Annotated in this window: 15 protein-coding genes; 10 read left to right on the forward strand and 5 right to left on the reverse strand. The window is 36.2% G+C overall.

From position 1 onward, the window contains the following. Positions 1-214 precede the first annotated feature (214 nt). Positions 215-3,169, forward strand: coding sequence for a hypothetical protein (locus tag PQ459_14185; protein ID WDF46045.1), 2,955 nt, complete (start codon positions 215-217; stop codon positions 3,167-3,169). Positions 3,170-3,196: 27 nt separating this feature from the next. Beyond that, positions 3,197-3,781 carry a hypothetical protein gene (locus PQ459_14190; protein ID WDF46046.1) on the forward strand — a complete coding sequence of 195 codons (585 nt, stop codon included), beginning with the start codon at positions 3,197-3,199 and terminating at the stop codon, positions 3,779-3,781. A gap of 221 nt (positions 3,782-4,002) precedes the next feature. On the opposite strand, the gene PQ459_14195 is transcribed toward PQ459_14190, so the two are convergent. Together PQ459_14195 and PQ459_14200 are read right to left on the reverse strand one after the other, a co-directional pair. Then, positions 4,003-4,605: a response regulator transcription factor gene (locus PQ459_14195; GenBank protein WDF46047.1), complete on the reverse strand. Its 603-nt coding sequence runs from the start codon at positions 4,603-4,605 to the stop codon at positions 4,003-4,005. Continuing rightward, positions 4,602-6,467: a histidine kinase gene (locus PQ459_14200; protein ID WDF46048.1), complete on the reverse strand. Its 1,866-nt coding sequence runs from the start codon at positions 6,465-6,467 to the stop codon at positions 4,602-4,604. Before PQ459_14200 ends, PQ459_14195 begins: the two co-directional genes overlap by 4 nt. Positions 6,468-6,542: 75 nt before the next feature. Between PQ459_14200 and PQ459_14205 the strand changes: the two genes are divergently transcribed. From PQ459_14205 to PQ459_14215, 3 genes are read left to right on the forward strand one after another with little or no spacing between them, the layout of a single operon-like run. After that, the gene (locus PQ459_14205; GenBank protein WDF46049.1) at positions 6,543-7,115 is read left to right on the forward strand and encodes a T9SS type A sorting domain-containing protein; all 573 of its coding nucleotides are present in this window, start codon (positions 6,543-6,545) and stop codon (positions 7,113-7,115) included. A gap of 17 nt (positions 7,116-7,132) precedes the next feature. Next, on the forward strand, positions 7,133-8,302 hold the full coding sequence (locus tag PQ459_14210) for a hypothetical protein (GenBank protein ID WDF46050.1): 1,170 nt from the start codon (positions 7,133-7,135) through the stop codon (positions 8,300-8,302). 7 nt (positions 8,303-8,309) lie between these two features. After that, positions 8,310-9,914 (forward strand): T9SS type A sorting domain-containing protein, encoded by a 1,605-nt coding sequence (locus tag PQ459_14215; GenBank protein ID WDF46051.1) that lies wholly within the window; start codon positions 8,310-8,312, stop codon positions 9,912-9,914. Between the two features lie 137 nt (positions 9,915-10,051). Here PQ459_14215 and PQ459_14220 read toward each other — a convergent pair whose 3' ends face one another. Then, positions 10,052-10,588: a hypothetical protein gene (locus PQ459_14220; GenBank protein ID WDF46052.1), complete on the reverse strand. Its 537-nt coding sequence runs from the start codon at positions 10,586-10,588 to the stop codon at positions 10,052-10,054. 565 nt (positions 10,589-11,153) lie between these two features. Here PQ459_14220 and PQ459_14225 point away from each other — a divergent pair. Beyond that, complete coding sequence (locus PQ459_14225; GenBank protein WDF46053.1) at positions 11,154-11,462, forward strand: hypothetical protein; 309 nt, start codon at positions 11,154-11,156, stop codon at positions 11,460-11,462. A gap of 445 nt (positions 11,463-11,907) precedes the next feature. Beyond that, positions 11,908-12,129, forward strand: a complete 222-nt coding sequence (locus PQ459_14230; protein WDF46054.1) for a hypothetical protein — start codon at positions 11,908-11,910, stop codon at positions 12,127-12,129. Between the two features lie 402 nt (positions 12,130-12,531). Here the strand turns inward: PQ459_14230 and PQ459_14235 are convergent, their stop codons facing one another. Next, complete coding sequence (locus PQ459_14235) at positions 12,532-13,281, reverse strand: hypothetical protein (GenBank protein ID WDF46055.1); 750 nt, start codon at positions 13,279-13,281, stop codon at positions 12,532-12,534. Between the two features lie 349 nt (positions 13,282-13,630). Between PQ459_14235 and PQ459_14240 the strand changes: the two genes are divergently transcribed. Together PQ459_14240 and PQ459_14245 are read left to right on the forward strand one after the other, a co-directional pair. Further along, positions 13,631-14,116: a DUF4385 domain-containing protein gene (locus tag PQ459_14240; GenBank protein WDF46056.1), complete on the forward strand. Its 486-nt coding sequence runs from the start codon at positions 13,631-13,633 to the stop codon at positions 14,114-14,116. A 107-nt stretch (positions 14,117-14,223) separates the two neighbouring features. Beyond that, positions 14,224-15,744, forward strand: coding sequence for an FAD-dependent oxidoreductase (locus PQ459_14245; GenBank protein ID WDF46057.1), 1,521 nt, complete (start codon positions 14,224-14,226; stop codon positions 15,742-15,744). A 237-nt stretch (positions 15,745-15,981) separates the two neighbouring features. Here the strand turns inward: PQ459_14245 and PQ459_14250 are convergent, their stop codons facing one another. Continuing rightward, the gene (locus PQ459_14250) at positions 15,982-16,566 is read right to left on the reverse strand and encodes a DUF4142 domain-containing protein (protein ID WDF46058.1); all 585 of its coding nucleotides are present in this window, start codon (positions 16,564-16,566) and stop codon (positions 15,982-15,984) included. A 599-nt stretch (positions 16,567-17,165) separates the two neighbouring features. On the opposite strand from PQ459_14250, the gene PQ459_14255 reads away from it, so the two are divergent. Next, positions 17,166-18,296 (forward strand): serine hydrolase, encoded by a 1,131-nt coding sequence (locus PQ459_14255; protein WDF46059.1) that lies wholly within the window; start codon positions 17,166-17,168, stop codon positions 18,294-18,296. The last annotated feature ends 7 nt before the right edge of the window (positions 18,297-18,303 follow it).

Raw genomic sequence — 18,303 nt, forward strand, 5'->3', positions numbered from 1 at the left:
ATGAAAATGGGATGCTTTTCCCGTGTAATTATCGGGAGAAGTATTTTTTGGATCCAGTCCATAATGTAGTTTAGATAGAGAAAAGCAAAATGTAATTTTTTTCGGAACATTAAGATTACGTTGAAACCTTCTCCCCCATTTATGACACTTGTTCTGTTCTGTGCCTTTGATTTATAAATCAGTTAATAATCCTGATATATTTATACGACACAAGATGATACAAAAATTTCTTAACTTTCTAAATGATGGAAAGCTTTTAATTAGCTTATTCTGTCTTCTTAACAGCACACCTCTTTTAGCCGACGGATCAAGAAATCTATACCCTGCCGGCACATTAGGTGGCCGTGCATTTTTGTACAGTAACTCCTACAGTGGAAGCAATGGGGTTACATTGGCTTCCTGGCCATTTAAGTCGCGAGGTACCCACTATGCGTACCTGAAAGCAGGGGAAATCTTACACACCGCCTCAAGCGCACAAGGGATTGGTAATGGGAGAATTGTTATGACAGCGCCTGATGGAAGCATCTATACCTCTGGCAATAATACCACAGGACAGATTAGCAGCCGAACAGCTGAAAATGCAGGACCTAGGTTTTTGTCACAAGCGGCAGGCTCCAACCGTTACATTACATTCAACCGCACCGCTTCTTTAAATCAGGCAGGAATATGGAAGATTGAATTCTTACCCACAGGGGATATCAATTCTTCAAGCACACCAACAGTAACCAATATTGCAGCGGATTCGAATTGGACCCAGCCAACGGATTCTGAATTGATAGCAGCCTGGGATGTGGCTGTAGAATCATCCGGCTCTTGGATTCAGGGACGTGTTTATTCGACCGTCTTTAATCTGCACCTCAGCAGCAGTCAGACTGCTGGTTTTAACGGACAGGTGTATGCATTGACTAAGGATGGCTACATTTACAGGGTTAATAACAATGGTAATAATGGCGTAGGTTTTACTTTTTTTGTGAATAATCGAGGATTTATTACAAATAATGAGTCTACTTATAAAAGCATTAACTATTCTAGCGGCATCTCTTCTTCTGTTCACTCACCCTTATTAGCAGACACGTCTCAAGATATTACCCATAAAATCTTCTATGCTACTCCTGCCACTGACATGCCCGCCAATGCTAATGGCAGTGTTCCCGGGAATAATACGTGGTTACGTAACAATGTGATAACGCCTAATGTACTCAATGTAAATCTGGTGGGAGCAGAAACTACGCCTTCTCAGGTCAGTACATTAAAAGGTGGATACGTAAAGTTTAATGCAGCCGTACAAGGTGCGTACACAATAACAATAGAAAGTGCCTCGAATCCTGCAACTTTTGTTACCAGGGTACTGACAGGAATAGCCAGTGCTGGAGACAACAGTGTTTTTTGGAACGGTAAAGATGGAAACGGCAATAATTTACCAGAGGGTAATCAGCCTATAAGGCTGAAAGTGCAGCTTCGCGGGGCTGAAGTGCATTTTCCTTTTATTGATATGGAAATTAATCCTAATGGGATGATACTAGAACTTTTAAATGGTGCTGATACCAGCATAGAACGCTATAGGGTTTATTGGGATGATACAGATATCACAAGAACAGCCACCAATAATCAAGGTAAGGCCTCCACACCAGCTAACGCCAGTATTTCTGGATCATTAAGTGGACCTAGTGGAACAGGCGGCCACATGTGGGGGCAGCAGAATAATAATTCCAGCCCATTATCAAGTACAAATCTTGCAAGTGGCTTTGCAAATGAAAAGTCGATTGACACCTGGTCTTATATCAAAGGACCTGAAGCACAATCACAAACCTCAATAGTTGTAAAAACTGCGGACTTACAAGTGACTTCCATTACAGCAGATAAAAACAGTTTGTCCATTGCTGAACAGATCACTTATACCGTTAAAGTTAGGAATAACGGTCCAAGCAGTGCTGAAAATGCCCCCTTCCGTTTTCTTGTTCCAGCAGGATTTGATTCAGTCTCGATTAGTTTCTCAGGTAACAGCTGTGGGAGCCAATCCACTCCTGTAACCTACGATCCTGTAAATCACGTTTATGTATCAAAGATTGACATTCCGGCTGGCTGTGAAATTACGTACATATTTACAATGCTGGTTACAAGCGCTGCCAATGCAGGAAATATTCAGGTCGAAGCCAGCATTCTGCGCCCAAATGATGTAACAGATCCTGACGCTACAAATACAACACCAGGAGTTCCTCCGACTGATGCTCATTATGAGTGTACTAACAATGGGTCTGGCGGAAACTGCAACAATATTTTAACCTACAGCAATGTGACATTTACACCTGTTGAAATCTGTACAGAACCTGTGGACGGTAATGCCTTCCAATGGAGCATTGAGAATTCTTCAAGTCCTGTAGTCACTCAAAATATAACGCAACCATCATCTAATTACGGATTTGTCTTTGACATCTATGAGCTGGATAACTCATTCAACCTAAACATCAACGGAACTCTGATAGCCGCTCAAGAACTTCAGTTTCAGTCGTCGGGAACTTCAGGCATTAATGTGAGATTTGCCGATGGTTCCCAATACGAAACTGATACAACACATAACGGAACTAGAGCTGACATCTGGCAGATGAGAGGTAATGCTGCCAATCCGCTGATTCGTATTTCAATAAGTCCCTCAGGCGTTATCTCACTGTTTGGAAGCAAGGCATCATATGGTCCTCTGCAACCTCTAGTTCTGATGAATGGCAATACGCTGAACTCCATCTCTTGGAACCACACTTCCACAAATAATATAACAGTGACACAAAATGTCGTGGGCTTAACTATAATGAATGGCTATGGCTATGGTCTTAATATCACACAGTGTGCCTGCTATAGACCGGCTATGTTAACGGGTACTGGACTGGATACAAAAATGGGAATCACACTCTTACAAAGAGCAGGCAGTCAGACTGCGGATAATTGGCCAATGGGAAGAAAATCAGGGCATTTGGCACTTGAATCTAATACAAAAGGTTTTGTAATAACGCGTATGTCGACTGTTGAAATACAGGGTCAGATGACTCCTTTAGTTATTGCACCTAAAATTACAAGTCCCCAGGAAGGAATGATGATCTATGACACGACAGCCAGATGTTTAAAAATCTACCATGATGCGGTCTGGAGCTGCTTTAACAAACAAGCCTGTCCTTAATACATTATAATCAATTTTAAACTTTTTATGAAAAACATAATTTGTACGCTAAGTCTTCTGATTTTCAACCCAGTTTTTGCTCAGGTGATTATTGGTAATACAATTGGTACGGTACCGTCCGGACAAAAAGAATCAGTGCTTCTCGAATTTGCATCTGGACAAAATAAAGGGATTATACTTCCGTATGTTAGAATAGTACCCTCAGGAAGCAGGTTGTCTGAAGGGACAATGGTGCTGGATGCCACAGATCCTCAAAGGGCTAAAATCATATATTATAATGGTGTGATTGATATGAATTCATCTGATGGCTGGTTCGATCTCAGTAACGGAGACACTGCAGATCTTACTTCAATAATGGGAACACAGCCAAGTCCAGCAGCTGTCACTGAATTTTCAGAATCTAAAATGATCATCGGTTCAAACAGTTCTTCATCTGATGGTGTTTTAGTTTTGGAATCACAGAGCAAAGCAATGGTTTTACCAATGGTTACTAATACAGACGATATCCCTGATCCAGCTCCCGGAATGTTGGTGTACATTAACAAAGAGGGGGCAAAAAGGCTTGCGGTTTATAATGGGAATGCATGGACATATTGGAAACCTAACGATTAATAATTGAGCTCCCAACATCAAGCACTAAACTTAATCATATTTATGTCGGGCAGTTGTTTTAGTTAAGTTCAATGACCAAAATTTGTGTTTTTTCTGCCCGGCTTTAATAAAAACCATGATAGTAAGTAATCAAAAGCAGTATTCGAAAAATAACAATTCAAAGAAATCTTTGGAAACTATTATTTATCTTAATAACATCTAGTAATTGTATATTATATATATCAATAATTAATTATACCCAATTTTATAGCAACAGAAACTACCTGTGCTGTTGTTGTCACATTAAGTTTAAAAAAAATGTTTTTGCGATGTGTTTCGACAGTATTGATACTTATATGCAGTAACTTTGAGATTTCAGAACTTGAGTAGCCCTTACCAATTGCACTTACAATTTCTTTTTCTCTTGTACTTAAAATGTTCTTTTTGACAATGATATCCTGGAATTCAATAGTATCTGAATAATAGTATTTTTCATTTTTGTAGTGAAGATCATTAATAACTTTTATCAGCTTTTCTTTAGATGTATTCTTAAGCAAATAAGCATCAATGGTATGCCTGTTTCCCATATCACGAAAACTGCTCATTACTATTATTTTAATTTTCGGCACGTCCTGCTTTACTCGCTGTATCAACTCCAAACCATTCATTTCAGGCATTGAAATATCTGTGATGAGAATATCTACGGATTGATTTTGAAGGTAATGCAAAGCACTTTTAGCATTATCTGCAATGAAAACCACATTAAGATTTTCTTGTAGAGATAAAATTGAATTAATACCATCAAGAAATAATTGATGATCATCTACAATCCCTATATTTATCATAATGTGAAAGTTATAGTTATTGTAGTTCCGTTATTTGGATATGAATCTATTTCCATATTGGCATCAAATATTTTTAATCTTTCGCGAATATTTTTCAGTCCAATTCCTGCCTGGTTATTTAAACAAAAGCCCTTTCCGTCGTCTTCAATCATTATACATACTGATTTTTCTTGATGTGTAACGCTTATCTCTACTGTATTAGCATTAGCATGTTTACGGATATTGTTAACCAGCTCTTGTACAATTCTGTAAAGGTTAGTTTTCAATTCCCCCTCAATTTTTTCCAAAGCATTTTGAGGAAAAAATATTATTTCCGTAGAGAAGATACCTTTTTCTTCGTTTTGCTCGGCAAGATGCTGCACGAGTTGATAAAATGTTTTTTCTTCCAGAAAACGGCTACTAAGATTGTGGGAAATTTCGCGTATTTCCTCCTGTACAGTACTGATCTGTTCCTGAATCCTAAATATGCCACTGCTATTAAAATTGACATTCTCTTTGTCAAGCATAAAATTAATACCTGCTAAACTCCCTGAAACGCCATCATGAAGTTCTTTCGCTAAACGATTTCGCTCTAAAGTCTGTCCATCAAGACTAGCCTTTGCTTTGTTTAGTTCCTGCTGTTTAATATTTAGTCTTTCTTGAGATTTTAATTTATTTTGATAAAATAGAAAGCCCAGAATCAATAAGAAAAATACAAATACCAAAACATAGTACATTCTTGCCTTTTTTACTTTCTGCAACTGATTTTCTTTGCCAAGCAACTGTATTTGGCTATTTTTCTTCTCTACCTCAAATTTAGCCAATAGTCTGCTATAATTATTTTCCTTCTCAATGGTAAAAAGACTGTCTTTAAGTTTATAAAACAGATTTTGATACTCAAAAGTCTTCTTGTAATCCTGTGTTTTTTTGTAAATGCCACTTAGATTTTTCAGAATATCTAACTTTTGTTTTATTGGTACCGTATTTTGATCATAAAATTTGTAAGCTAGTTCATAATATTTAATAGCATTTTGATCATCATTTATATTCATACAATAAGCCCCATAATTGAAGTTAATATAGAAATATAAACTTTTATCGCCCAGCTGCTTAGCTATATCTTCTGCTTTTTGTAAATAACCTAAAGCCTTTTTATTGCTTAATGCGTTTTTAGAGTCTAAAAAATTGCCACTTTGATTAATCCGAATATTAAATTGTTCCCGTTTATCATGGGTCAATTTGGCTAGATTAAACGCCTTCTCATAATAACGATGTGCTTTTTTTATATTCTTTTTTTTAAATGTATTGGCTATAAGAAAATATGCAGCCATCTGTCTAGCAGTATCTTTTGCCAACATTGAATATCTGGGAATAAGTTCGTAGTTTTTTACTGCCGAAACAGTGTCGCCTTTGGCTATTAACAGATTTCCTAAATTTAAATGTATAATGCCAAAATATTTATTATCAGGTTTTTTCTCTAGATATTGCTTTGTTTTCTGATATTCATTGAAAGCTTTATCATATTCATTAGCTTCAAAAAAGATGACACCCCGTAAGTTGTAAATGCGATATAACGCATCTACGTTGTTGGTTCTTTTTGCTAATAAAAGTGCCTTGTCATTATATTCTCCAGATTTCAAATTATTATTAATATTATAATAATAAAGCGCGTATAAAAAAAAACATCGCGACTTATAAAAGTCATTACCAATTTTTTCGTTAAGCTGCTCAGCTTGTCTGCAGTAGTAGTAGGCTGAATCGGTATCTTTATAAATAACAGATGTGAATTTATCAAAAAGCTGTTCTAATTTTTCTATTCTATTTTGAGAATAGAAAAATGAGCAATTAAAGATAATTAGGCAGATTAAAAGTATTTTTCTCATTTAAAAAATCACGGCATTATGTGATAAATTTTTTTCATTGCTCCAATATCTTTGCTAAAGATAATAAAAGCTTTTATGAAAACAAATTTCTCTGTTGTGATGTTAATATTGTTTCCTCTATTGAAAGCGCAGTCAAATTGTAATTATTCAGAAAGCAACCCTATCTCACACGGTTACAACTGCGAAGAAAGTATCTTGATTTTCACTAGTTCAGTAGATACAATTGTAAAAGGTAGCATATCTGCAGCAGACCAAATTTTCATAATTCCGACACAAAATTACAGCATTTTAATATTGCCTTCAGACCCCTGTTTCAGTTGTACCGAACCTGATAATACCACTACGGTGGGTACAAAAAAAGGAGGTGGAAGAATTTATAACAGACAGAGAGAAACTCCAAAAGCAGATCAAGGGAATGAGATTGTTATTAGAAGAAATCCAGTAGGTAATATCTTGGAGCTTTCTTTGAAAGACGGAAGCTTGAAAAAAATAATGATTTTTAATGCTATGGGGGAAGAAATTGTAAATACAGATTACGTTGGAAAAACAACAGAGCTGAACGTTTCTAATTTTACAAAAGGTATTTACTGGGTAAAAGCTATAACCAATGAAAACAAGATAATTACAAAAGAATTTATAAAAAAATAACAACAAAAATTTAAACTATGAAAAAAGTATTTTTACTCAGCTTTCTAGCACTTGCAGGTATTGCTAATGCACAGAATTGGTCATTAACAGGAAATTCAGGAACTACCGAAGGTGTAAATTTCCTAGGCACAACTGATAACAAAAGCCTTGTATTTAAAACAAATAATATCGAATGGCTAAAACTAACTCCAAAAGGACGATTGGTATTTCAAAATATTGATAATGGTTTAGGGTGGTCTAATAATTTATTCATTGCAGGTGGGAACGATACTGGAAGTGGAATTGGAAATACTTCTGTGGGATTGGGATCTTTGGTATCAATTACAACAGGAGCTTCTAATATTGCGTTGGGTTCAAATTCATTAAGAAGTAATACAACCGGTACTAATAATACAGCTATAGGAGCTAATGCTATAATGGGCAATACTGTTGGCGGCGGAAATACTGCGATCGGTGTCAATTCTTTAGCTGGGTTAGGAACACTGAACGAAAATACAGCTGTTGGGACTAATTCTATGTCAAGAGGGAATGCTACAGCGAGCGATGTTGCCAATTATAATTCAGCCTTTGGCCTAGCCTCTTTAGGAAATATAAATAGTGGTAATTACAATACGGCTTTAGGTAGAAGAGCTTTAAGAGCATTACTCAACGGATCTAATAATATTGGAATTGGAGAAAATGCAGCGGCCAATCTTATTACAGGAAATAATAATATAATTATTGGTAACGAGCTCACTACAAGCTCTTCAAGCGCAAGCAATCAATTAAATATTGGAAATTGGATCAGAGGGAATAACGGAACCATAGGAATAGGACAATTTACAAGTGTTTTACCGTCAGATGGAATAGCTTCCGATGGAAAAAAATATAAGTTATTCGTTAAAGACGGAATTAAAACAGAAAAAATAAAGGTCGATATCTCAACTGAAAATGGTTGGGCAGATTACGTGTTTAAAAAAGATTACAAATTAATGTCCCTAAAAGATGTTGAAATGTATATCAGTATAAATGGACATCTGCCAGAAGTACCATCTACCAAACAAGCGATAAGTAATGGAATAGAACTGAAGGAAATGAATATTCTGCTTCTTAAAAAAGTGGAGGAACTTACCTTACATCTTATTGATCTTAGCAAAAAGCTGGAAAAGCAAAATGAGCAAATAAAAATATTAGAATCTTCTAAATAGAAATATTATGAAAAGATTTATTAATGTTTTTATTATGCTCTGTATAACAGTATTATACAAGGCGCAAAATAATCCTTTTCCAATAGTTTGCTTGCATGAGGATATTTCTGCTCACGGAGATAATCACAATAATAATATTGCTGCAGGCACCAATTGTGGAAATACATCTCCATACTTCAACAACAACAGTTTATATCTGCCTAAAATTTCTGATGATGTAATTTATATTAAGCTAAATTTTATTTTTCTGACAAAACCAGATGGAACAGGTAATTATGAACAAAATAATTTGGAACACACTCAGTTTTTGGATGATATAATAAGTGGAATAAATTATAGATTAGCCAATTTAGGTAGTCCAACGTCAGAGTGTGAAGGCTATGGAAATGTCAACTTGACAGATACCAGGGTGAGAGTACTTGTAAACAAAATATGGAAAGTAGATCCAGCCTGGGATTTACTACAAACCGGTTACAATCCCAACAATGGGCCTTTAGGTGGAACAATGCCTCTATATCCTCCATCTCAAAATTATTATTATACTTATCTTGATAATGATGCTTCAATTCCTGAAGGTATAAATATAGTATTTTCAAATAATGGGGAGACATATAATGACTTTATGAATGGACTATATAGCAATTACCCAACCGGACCAAAAGATCAGTGGGCGGCCTCAGAATCTCCTAATAACTACAATTTGAGTAGTAAACTTAGACAATATTTTCCTGACTTTTATAATAAATATTTGTGGATGAAACATTTTGTTGTGGGAAATCCAACTTGGGGAAGTCCAACTTGGGAAACAGTAAGATCTTGGGGACTTGGTTCCAGTGGCGGATTCTTGCATGAATTAGGTCATAATTTTGATTTGCCTGCACATTATGGTGTATGTGGCTCTAATATTATGAGCTACTATCAGGGAACTCGTGATTATCTTAGCAATTCAAATATCTCGCAGCTTTATAGAATGGCTTCGATCTCCAATGTAAGACAGTATTTTACTAAAGATTCCTTTAAAAATACGAGTATTGCTGTAACAAATAATCAGACATGGGATTTGAACTTCAGATTGTATTCAAATGTTCAGATTGACAGTAATTCGAGCTTAAGAGCGACCTGCAAAATTATAATGGCTCCAGAAAGCAGATTTGTTGTAAGAAATGGCAGCAACTTTATAATTGAAGCGGCAGAAATTGCATCAGCAAACAATTTATCGTGGAACGGGATAAAGCTGGAAGGAAGTGGCTATCTTCTAATAAATCCAAATACACTAATTGATACCAATAATTTTTATGCCTATGCAGATAATAGTTTTTTCCAAACCGGAGAAATAGCCGATCTTCAGTCGGGAAGATCAGAAAAAGTATTAACTGAAAATGCCATCGTGGACAAAAATTATAAAATTTACCCTAATCCAACAGGGGATTTTATCAACATTGAGACGCAAAGCAAAATATCAAAAGTTGAGGTCTATAATTTATTAAACAGAGTGTTTTATCCTAGTTACAATGGTAATAAAGTAGATGTAAGGAGCTTGCCAGCAGGTAACTATGTCCTTAGAATATATACTGGTTCAGAGGTGAAAACCGTAAATTTTATTAAAAAATAATTAAACTAAAAAACTAATCACTTCTATATATATTTAAACCACCGATTTCTCGGTGGTTTTTATTTTTAGCTGATCATAATATGCTTCCCTACAAAAAATCAAAGAGACTATGATAGGAGTCTAATAATGCATGAGACTTAATAATTCCAAAAACTCCACTGGTTGCCATTATAAACAGCAAGTGTCTTAATACCCCCGTTATTAATCAATACCATCATTCCCGGAGCAGGATTGACAATATCCTGATAAGATGATACTATGGGTAAAACCATAGCCTTGGTTGAGGACTCAAGAACGAGAATCCCATCTGCTGGAGAGCTTGGGCTTCCTATGACTACTTTTGCGTTGGCATTTTCTTTGGCAATGAGTTGTAATGCAAGGTATGACGATACATCGGCTGTCTGAACACTTAGGTCAACCCAAGCACTTCCATTGTAATATTCTATTTTTGCAGCGGTCGGTACTGTTGCATTCAGTATGAGGCTACCAGGCGTTGTCAGTCCTGTTTTGTCTGTGATGTAAGGCAGAATCAAGCCTTTGTTTCCTGCATTCGCAAACTCCATCAGTACAGAGGTTTTATCTGTTGCGGTTCCCACATTATCGCCGAAAATAACCTGACCGTTAATGGAATTACCTAATAATAGATATAGGGGTAGTAATAAGAATTTTCTCATTTTAAGGACATGATTTTTTATTGTAACATCTCCACCCAATGCTGGCATTGACAAAGATTTTTAAACAGTTTTCGGTTGTGTCATAAACCATCATCCCTTCTACAGGATTGGTGATATTAACAAGAAAAGTATTTTTGGAACATACTTTTATTCTAAATCAATTGAATGCATTAAATGACTATATCTAATCAAGTACCATGGCGAATTATAACTCAGACAATAAGATAGTACAGATCCATATGCTCACCGGAGCTTACTCTTATTTTATTCTCATTTATCAATTCCTGAAGTATAGGTCTTAAGATCGGTCCTTTTATTTTAGTGCCATAAATGATGTCAGATACTGTTGCACCAGTTCCTAACCCATAATATTCAAAATGAATCTTCATAAAATTAAGCACTTTTTCCTTCATTCATCGCTACTGTTGAAAGCTAATTTATCATATTTTTACAATTTTATCAAACGATTTTAATCGATTGACAAAACGGTATTGCACTCACGTGATCTTTCTAGTCTGCAGTGTGAATCCATGACTAGATCATTTTCAAATTATAATTATAAAAAATGTCAAAAAAACCTCACTTCAAAGCTATAATCACTTACCTCGCAACACAGGAAGGAATTAAAACGCCAGTATCATCCGGCTTTAGAACGGTGATCAGATTCCCGTATGACGAACGGGATTTTATTGCCGAACAAAATTTTTTGGAATCAGAAATTGTTTTTCCCGGCGACACTGCCAATGTCGATATTATACTATTAAAATCGGAAGACAAGGTAGAACAAATATACAAAGGATTGGGCTTTGATCTTCTGATTAATGAAATGATCATTGGCAGTGGATCAATAACTGATGTTTACAATGACAAGTAGATTGGTCCCAAATCATTAACATCTGGATTTACACTTGTACAGATTGGCACTGGTTATGAATTACATACCAAAATATGAGCTCATTAACATTAAACTTAGATATTATGGGAATCAAACCTGGACCAAAAAAACTGCAGAATCCACAGGTAAGCTAGACAAACGGCAACACGACAATAAGGAGACGTCAAAGAATAAGTCTTCTCTTAAAAAACACAATCATAAAAAGGGTGACTGAAAATATGATTGCCAGTAAAAAATCCCGAGAGATTGGGATTTTAAATTGATTTAGTCGCGATACTTTACTTGATCTATTTCTACTTATAACTCGTCAACCTTATTAAATTTTTAGACAGTAAGAATTATCACATCTTGAAGGATCCTCTTATTGAAACTGATTTTGTACGGTATTTGATAGGTTTCTTACTTAACCAAATACATTATTTATATGCAGTTTATAGATTTTAAGAAGGAGCACTTTTCAAAAAGTGAAGTAAATGGAGATTACTATATTGAAATTCCCAAAGAAGAATTAGGATTCGGCGATATAGAAGTCCACGAAAAGAAGGACGGTGGTCACTATTCGAAAGCTGACTACAGTTTAGATGAAGATATCAATAAGGTGACCGTTAAAATGAAACAGCCTAATGATATCAGGGTGAATTTTTAATCTTTAAAAGGTTATATTTTCCACATCATAAGATGCATTGCATTATCAAACTATCTAAACGCATCCGCTTAGATAGTTTTTTTTAATTTTTCAATTACAGCATTGACGATGCTTCAAGATGATTAAGTAGGTTTATTTATATTTAGCCATATTACAGATAGACCTGCTGAAATCTTTTTTATATTCCGTTTCTGGTCAGTAGTGAGATCTTATATGCTTCATCCCGCAATTTTTGAATTCTTCCTACAGGTTTTAGAGCGGAAATACTTTCAAATGGATTAAAGGACATCTGCTCCACTACCCTATCATCTTTATCAATTAAGTCGTTTATTTTAATTCGTCCAATGGAGATAAAATCAGAATCTTTCCACATCTTATTTAAGCGATTGACAGGCTGGTCATTTAAGTTGTAACAATACTGACCATCAGTTCGAGTTCGTAATTATGATTGGATAAATAATCTTCTATGGACTGATCTATAGTATTCTCTGTTGATTGCGAAGGTACTGATAAAGGAACCAGTTTATATTTCACAATGTGCTCACCTAGTCTATAAGCACCAATACTGTGATAATTGAATGAAAGAATGAAACGTTTCCACTGTATGATAAATCTGATCGCCTCTGTTATAAATGAGGGATGGAAAAAACCTGGTCTTACTGCAATTGTGTTTTTTAGAATTTTTACAGATTGCCAAAATTTCTGTAGAAAACCACCTGAAAAAAAATGATTGAGCGCTGTAAATATTTTTAGAAATCGCGAAATATTAACGATTGGGAACAATGGGAAATTGACCATAGGCAAATTTAGAATCGTCTCTTGATTATTGAAAATCTTAAGTGAAAATCCGTAAGTAGGGATTGTTCTTTTTTGCGACACCAGCTTCATATGGGGATTGGAAATCCTTATGATGCAGTCTGTTGACCCGATTGGAAAAAGATTATGTTCCTCAAAATTATTATATACTGAAAAGGTTCCAAGCAAAGAACAGTAAGGTGTTGCATGTGCATCTCTGGTTCGATAATTCGTGTGATTGATAATGGTCGATTTTTCTACAAATGTTTTTATAGAATTACTTGCGCGTTCAAGAAGCTTTATTTCATCGGAGCTTAGTTTATCCATACTAGGATCGTAGTTGAGTTTTCTTTTCATACCCACTACCAAATCCAAAAGCAAGCCACCCGTGATCAATCATTGTTCAACTACAATGAAAGTTTAATGCCGATAGTTTTTAAATAGATCTGACTATTAATTATATAGTGATAATGCGATAGTAAGCGCAGAACTAGCTATGATATAGCTCCTTTTCTTGTCGGATATTAATCAACAGAATGACGCCTTCTTAAAAACAAAAGACCACCAAATATTATCGTGCGCTTCACCGCCTCAATATAATTATCTTCATTTAATATAGAGTAAAAACAGAAAGTACTGTCAATAAATTTTACTGTCCAAGGATCCAAAATAAATGACTAGGCACCTCATTTGTTTATCTATTTTAATGAGTAATGACAAACCAAATTATCTGGATTTTAAATCTGAAGATTATTTCTGGAAGCCCGGTATTGATTACCGCAAGTATCCGGAAAAATACAGGGTTGGCAAAGGAGAACAGGGGGTCTTGATCTGCGAACCTTATAAATCGGAAATGGGTAAATACTGGCGTTTTAAGAATTCAGAGATCGCTGCAGAAAGTTCTGAGAAAATTTTTGATCAATTTCTAACATACCTTGAACAGAACGATTTTGTAGGAGCTGATATGGCTAGAAAATATCTTCAAATGGGCTTTACAAGAGCAAGACGTTATTTCAATTACAAAGGCGGTAAAAAGTATGATGCCGACAATGATTACAAACTTAAAGAACGAGGTACCGGAGATCCTGAAAAAGCCAAAGCTGCTGAGATATTTTATAAAAAGTGGAAAGAGGCAGAAGAAAATCCAGTTTACGCAGAGATGAAGGTCCAGTGGAAAAAAGATCTGGGATGAAATTAAAATTTACTACGACTGCTGTATAAATCATCTGGAACAGTTTTGGTAAATCTACGATTTACAAATACTTAATAGCCGTAAACAAATAACTATATACTGAACCTATGAAAAGAGATGGACTAAATAAAAGCTTCTGGGAAATATCTTCGGAAACTGAAATACAACCAACGGTTAACAGAACAGATTACGACACCGTTATTGTCGGCGCCGGAATTACCGGAATTACTTTAGCTAAAGAATTGCAAAACCGTGGACGCAGCTGTCTTCTAATAGAAAAGGAAAACCCAGGTTTTGGAACTACTGGCGGCACCACTGCACACATCAACAATTTTTTTGACGCATCCTATGATGAGATCATTTCAGATTTCGGTAAGGAATCTGCCATACTTTTGGCAGACGCTGCTAAGGAATCTATGCTGCATATTAAGCAAAACATCATCAGATACCATATCTCATGTGAATACAACGATTGCAGTTCATTTTTGTTCAGCGCCGAGGACAATCAAATGGAAAAGCTGGAAAAGATATTGGAGTCACATCAACAGGTAGGGATTGAAACAACACAGACTTATTCCATTCCCTTCGGACTGGAATTCAAAAAAGCGATTGAAATAAAAGGTCAGGCACAATTCCATCCTTTGCGATATATCAATAAACTGTTAAAAGAATATGTTAAACGTGGCGGTGCTGTTGCAACTGGCAGTCAGGTGACGGATCACCAGAACAAAGATGGTGTAATAACCATCAGAACAGATAATCATTCCACATATACTGCTAAAAATCTGGTGTGGGCAACACATATTCCACCAGGAAACAACCGTTTTAGTGTGATGCTGGCTCCCTACCGCAGCTATGTCGTTACTGTTAAACTTTCCAATCCGGTCCATTCTATGGCGCAGGCAGCCGACCTTTATGATCCCTATCATTATATGAGATACCACAAATCAAATGATGATCATTATCTGATTGTCGGGGGCTTTGACCACAAGACAGGCGATGAAGATGACACCGAAAAACCTTTCCAAGACCTGATGGCTTACGTAAATGATAACTTTACATACCAGGAAGTTGCCGCAAAATGGTCTTCGCAATTTTATCAGCCCGCCGACGGATTGCCATACATCGGCAGAATGCCCGGAGAAGACAATATTTACATAGCAACCGGCTTTACGGGTAACGGGATGACATTTGGCACGATGACATCACTGATCATTCCGGACCTGCTTGATGATAAGGAATCGGAACTTGCGAAGCTTTTATCTCCAGCACGTATCAAACCGTTAGCAAGCGCAGCCGGTTTATTTGATGAAGTTTTCAATGCCTCGGTACATTTTATCAAAGATAAATTCTCAGCTGATAAAATAGAGGAACTTAAAGAAATCAAAGCAGGGACTGGCAGAATCGTCAAGTTTGAAGGCAAAACTTATGCAGCTTACCGGGATCAAAAAGCAGCAATACACCTTCTAAGCCCCATATGTCCCCATACTGGCTGTACAGTTAAGTGGAATCCCTCTGAGGTATCGTGGGACTGCCCTTGCCATGGGTCACGATTCGATATCAATGGTAAACTGCTGAATGGTCCAGCACTTAAAGGTCTTACACCACTAACTGATCAGAGAGAGTGATGTGAAACACTTACGTATCCGCTTTGATTAGATTGAAAAAAAATGAAAATAATATTCAAGTAAATTCAATAAATAAAAGGAGAGGCCAGATATCTGGTCTCTCCTTTTATTTATTGGGAATCTTTCTGCGTAAAAAAAAGACATTGCCGCCCAACGAAAATCTAAAAATAAGAAAATGTATTCCTTAATTATAGTATAATATAAATCATTTCCATTGACCACTGTGGTCTAATCAGCTTATTTGACAGCCGATTTTGTTTTTTCGGACTCCATTAAATGGTGTTCCAAAGCGGGAACAGTCTTTGTAGCAAATGATTTTAGGGATGCTTCACTACCCTCCGTAGATTCTTTCTTAAATGCTGCTAAAACTTTTTTGTGATCGTTAACCATTACATCCGCGAACATACGGTCAAACTCAGCGCCTTTTTTAGTTTTTAGCTCATCATAGGTCTTCTGTTGTTCAGCATTGACTGAGCTTGGTAATGTATATCCTGTTGCCGAAGCCCAGCTTTTGAGTTCCTCATTAGCTTTGCCGTGGTCCTTTGCCATCATAGCACCTAAAGATTTTACCGAAGCGTGGGTTCCACTTGATGAGGAAAGCTCCCCAAGCATCACTTCTGCCATCCCACCCTGTGCAGCTGCATCAGCAAATTTTTTGTCCTGAGCTGTTAAGTTAGAACTGCTCTGGTTAGTTGTGGGAGGTACCGCTGTGGAATCGGTCATCGTAACGGTGGTATCAGCAGTTACCGCTGAACTGTCAACTGAACTGTTTGCATTTGTTGTTTCTTTCTTTTCGCAAGATATAATTGCGATCAGTGCCATAAAAGTTAAAATTGATTTTTTCATAATAATAATATTTTTTGATTGGTTAGTGATTGATATTGTTCTCTTTACAAAAATTAAGCCTAGAAATAATTATGAGTGAGCGCGCCATCAGAAAATGTGTTTTTCCATCTCTAAAAAAAATATCAGAATGATTTATTACTAAATCCATCTTAATTCTTTTAATTATGGTTTAAAAAAAATGAGATGGTAAGTTAAAAAAATAGGGAGAAACAAATTGAAATGCTACTCCCTATGGTATATGAATGAAACATGGTTTTTCAAAACGGGGACAGAATTGGCCATCATCCAAAGATCTGTTAAACTATGAAATTGATCTTTCTTAAAAGGTCGATATCAAATTTTTCGCCAGTAATAATTATTATCACTGTTATAATCTGCCGGGCACGCGGCACAGGCTTTGAATAACTAGACCCAATATGATTGCATCAAAATATTGACAATAGTATGAATAATAAGGTAATCCTAAACAAAGCCAGTAAGGCTATTTCTGAAGGTGACTATGACATATTCATTAATTTTTTAACAGACAATTTCACGTTGAATTTTGTAGGTGAATACTTTATCACATTATCTTTATGAACAAAAAATGGGCGTATTTTACCGCAACCTTCGCAGCAACGGTTTCTCTGATTTATATTTCAGGATACGGTTATATTTTTAAAGCGATCATTACCAACTTTAAGCGGGGATCTCTAACTCCTTCCAATGATGATGGTGAAAAGTTCCCTGCTCACCCTGTTACAAATCAGCAAGCCCAAGCTTTTGCAAAGGATGATAGTTATAATTCCACTGTGCTCTCAGAAAATCTGCTGAAGGATCTGAGAAAAACAGGAACATCTTCACTGGTTATGATCCGGAATAACAAAATTGTTATTGAACGGTACTGGAAAGATCATCAGGCATTCTGTCCTCAAAATTCTTTTTCAATGGCTAAAGGTATTCTTGCAATGCTTGTAGGCTGTGCAATTGATGATGGATATATTACATCTGAGAATCAGCTTATATCTGAATTTCTTCCAAACTATAAGCACAGTACTTATGGGAAATATCTGACAATCAAGCACCTTTTGACGATGCAGGCTGGGATGGACTGGGATGAGGAGTACCACCACCCTTTTGCGCCCAACTCCAAACAGTATTTTGTTGACGATCTTTCAGAGCAGACTTTAAGTGTAAAAGTTAAAGAGATGCCTGGAAAAAAATATGATTATCAAAGTGTTTCTGCACAATTATTAGGGCTGGCTTTGAAAAAAGCTATAGGACAAGAGCTGGCAGATTACCTCTCCAAAAAAATATGGCAGCCGCTAGGAATGGAATTTCCCGCAAAATGGAGTATAGACGAGAAAGGTCTCGAAAAAGCGTTTTGTTGCATCCATGCTTCTCCTGTGGATTTTGCAAAGATAGGTCAATTGGTATTGCAGGATGGAAATTGGAAGGGCATACAGATCATTAGCAAAAGTTATCTTCAAAGGATGCTCACACCTACAAACGAAAATGACGCTTTTTGTTATTCTGTCTGGGCAGATGATGACCACAAATTAAAACACCGTTTCTTTTATGGATTCCTGGGTCAATTCATTATTATAGTCCCCGAAACGAAGATGGTCATTGTGAAAACCGGTCTGTCTAATCAGTTAAAATTTGATCAGAAGCTGCGACCCTGTCAGGTGCGTCTATTGATTGATGAACTGAAGGATGTGATATAGTCACTTA

The sequence above is a fragment of the Chryseobacterium sp. KACC 21268 genome, assembly GCA_028736075.1.
Taxonomy (GTDB): domain Bacteria; phylum Bacteroidota; class Bacteroidia; order Flavobacteriales; family Weeksellaceae; genus Epilithonimonas.

What these genes read in the sequence shown, in the direction of transcription:
- PQ459_14185 (WDF46045.1), top strand. Translation starts at nt 215, where the DNA reads ATGATACAAAAATTTCTTAACTTTCTAAATGATGGAAAGCTTTTAATT.
- PQ459_14190 (WDF46046.1), top strand. Translation starts at nt 3,197, where the DNA reads ATGAAAAACATAATTTGTACGCTAAGTCTTCTGATTTTCAACCCAGTT.
- PQ459_14195 (WDF46047.1), bottom strand. Translation starts at nt 4,605, where the DNA reads ATGATAAATATAGGGATTGTAGATGATCATCAATTATTTCTTGATGGT.
- PQ459_14200 (WDF46048.1), bottom strand. Translation starts at nt 6,467, where the DNA reads ATGAGAAAAATACTTTTAATCTGCCTAATTATCTTTAATTGCTCATTT.
- PQ459_14205 (WDF46049.1), top strand. Translation starts at nt 6,543, where the DNA reads ATGAAAACAAATTTCTCTGTTGTGATGTTAATATTGTTTCCTCTATTG.
- PQ459_14210 (WDF46050.1), top strand. Translation starts at nt 7,133, where the DNA reads ATGAAAAAAGTATTTTTACTCAGCTTTCTAGCACTTGCAGGTATTGCT.
- PQ459_14215 (WDF46051.1), top strand. Translation starts at nt 8,310, where the DNA reads ATGAAAAGATTTATTAATGTTTTTATTATGCTCTGTATAACAGTATTA.
- PQ459_14220 (WDF46052.1), bottom strand. Translation starts at nt 10,588, where the DNA reads ATGAGAAAATTCTTATTACTACCCCTATATCTATTATTAGGTAATTCC.
- PQ459_14225 (WDF46053.1), top strand. Translation starts at nt 11,154, where the DNA reads ATGTCAAAAAAACCTCACTTCAAAGCTATAATCACTTACCTCGCAACA.
- PQ459_14230 (WDF46054.1), top strand. Translation starts at nt 11,908, where the DNA reads ATGCAGTTTATAGATTTTAAGAAGGAGCACTTTTCAAAAAGTGAAGTA.
- PQ459_14235 (WDF46055.1), bottom strand. Translation starts at nt 13,281, where the DNA reads ATGAAAAGAAAACTCAACTACGATCCTAGTATGGATAAACTAAGCTCC.
- PQ459_14240 (WDF46056.1), top strand. Translation starts at nt 13,631, where the DNA reads ATGAGTAATGACAAACCAAATTATCTGGATTTTAAATCTGAAGATTAT.
- PQ459_14245 (WDF46057.1), top strand. Translation starts at nt 14,224, where the DNA reads ATGAAAAGAGATGGACTAAATAAAAGCTTCTGGGAAATATCTTCGGAA.
- PQ459_14250 (WDF46058.1), bottom strand. Translation starts at nt 16,566, where the DNA reads ATGGCACTGATCGCAATTATATCTTGCGAAAAGAAAGAAACAACAAAT.
- PQ459_14255 (WDF46059.1), top strand. Translation starts at nt 17,166, where the DNA reads ATGAACAAAAAATGGGCGTATTTTACCGCAACCTTCGCAGCAACGGTT.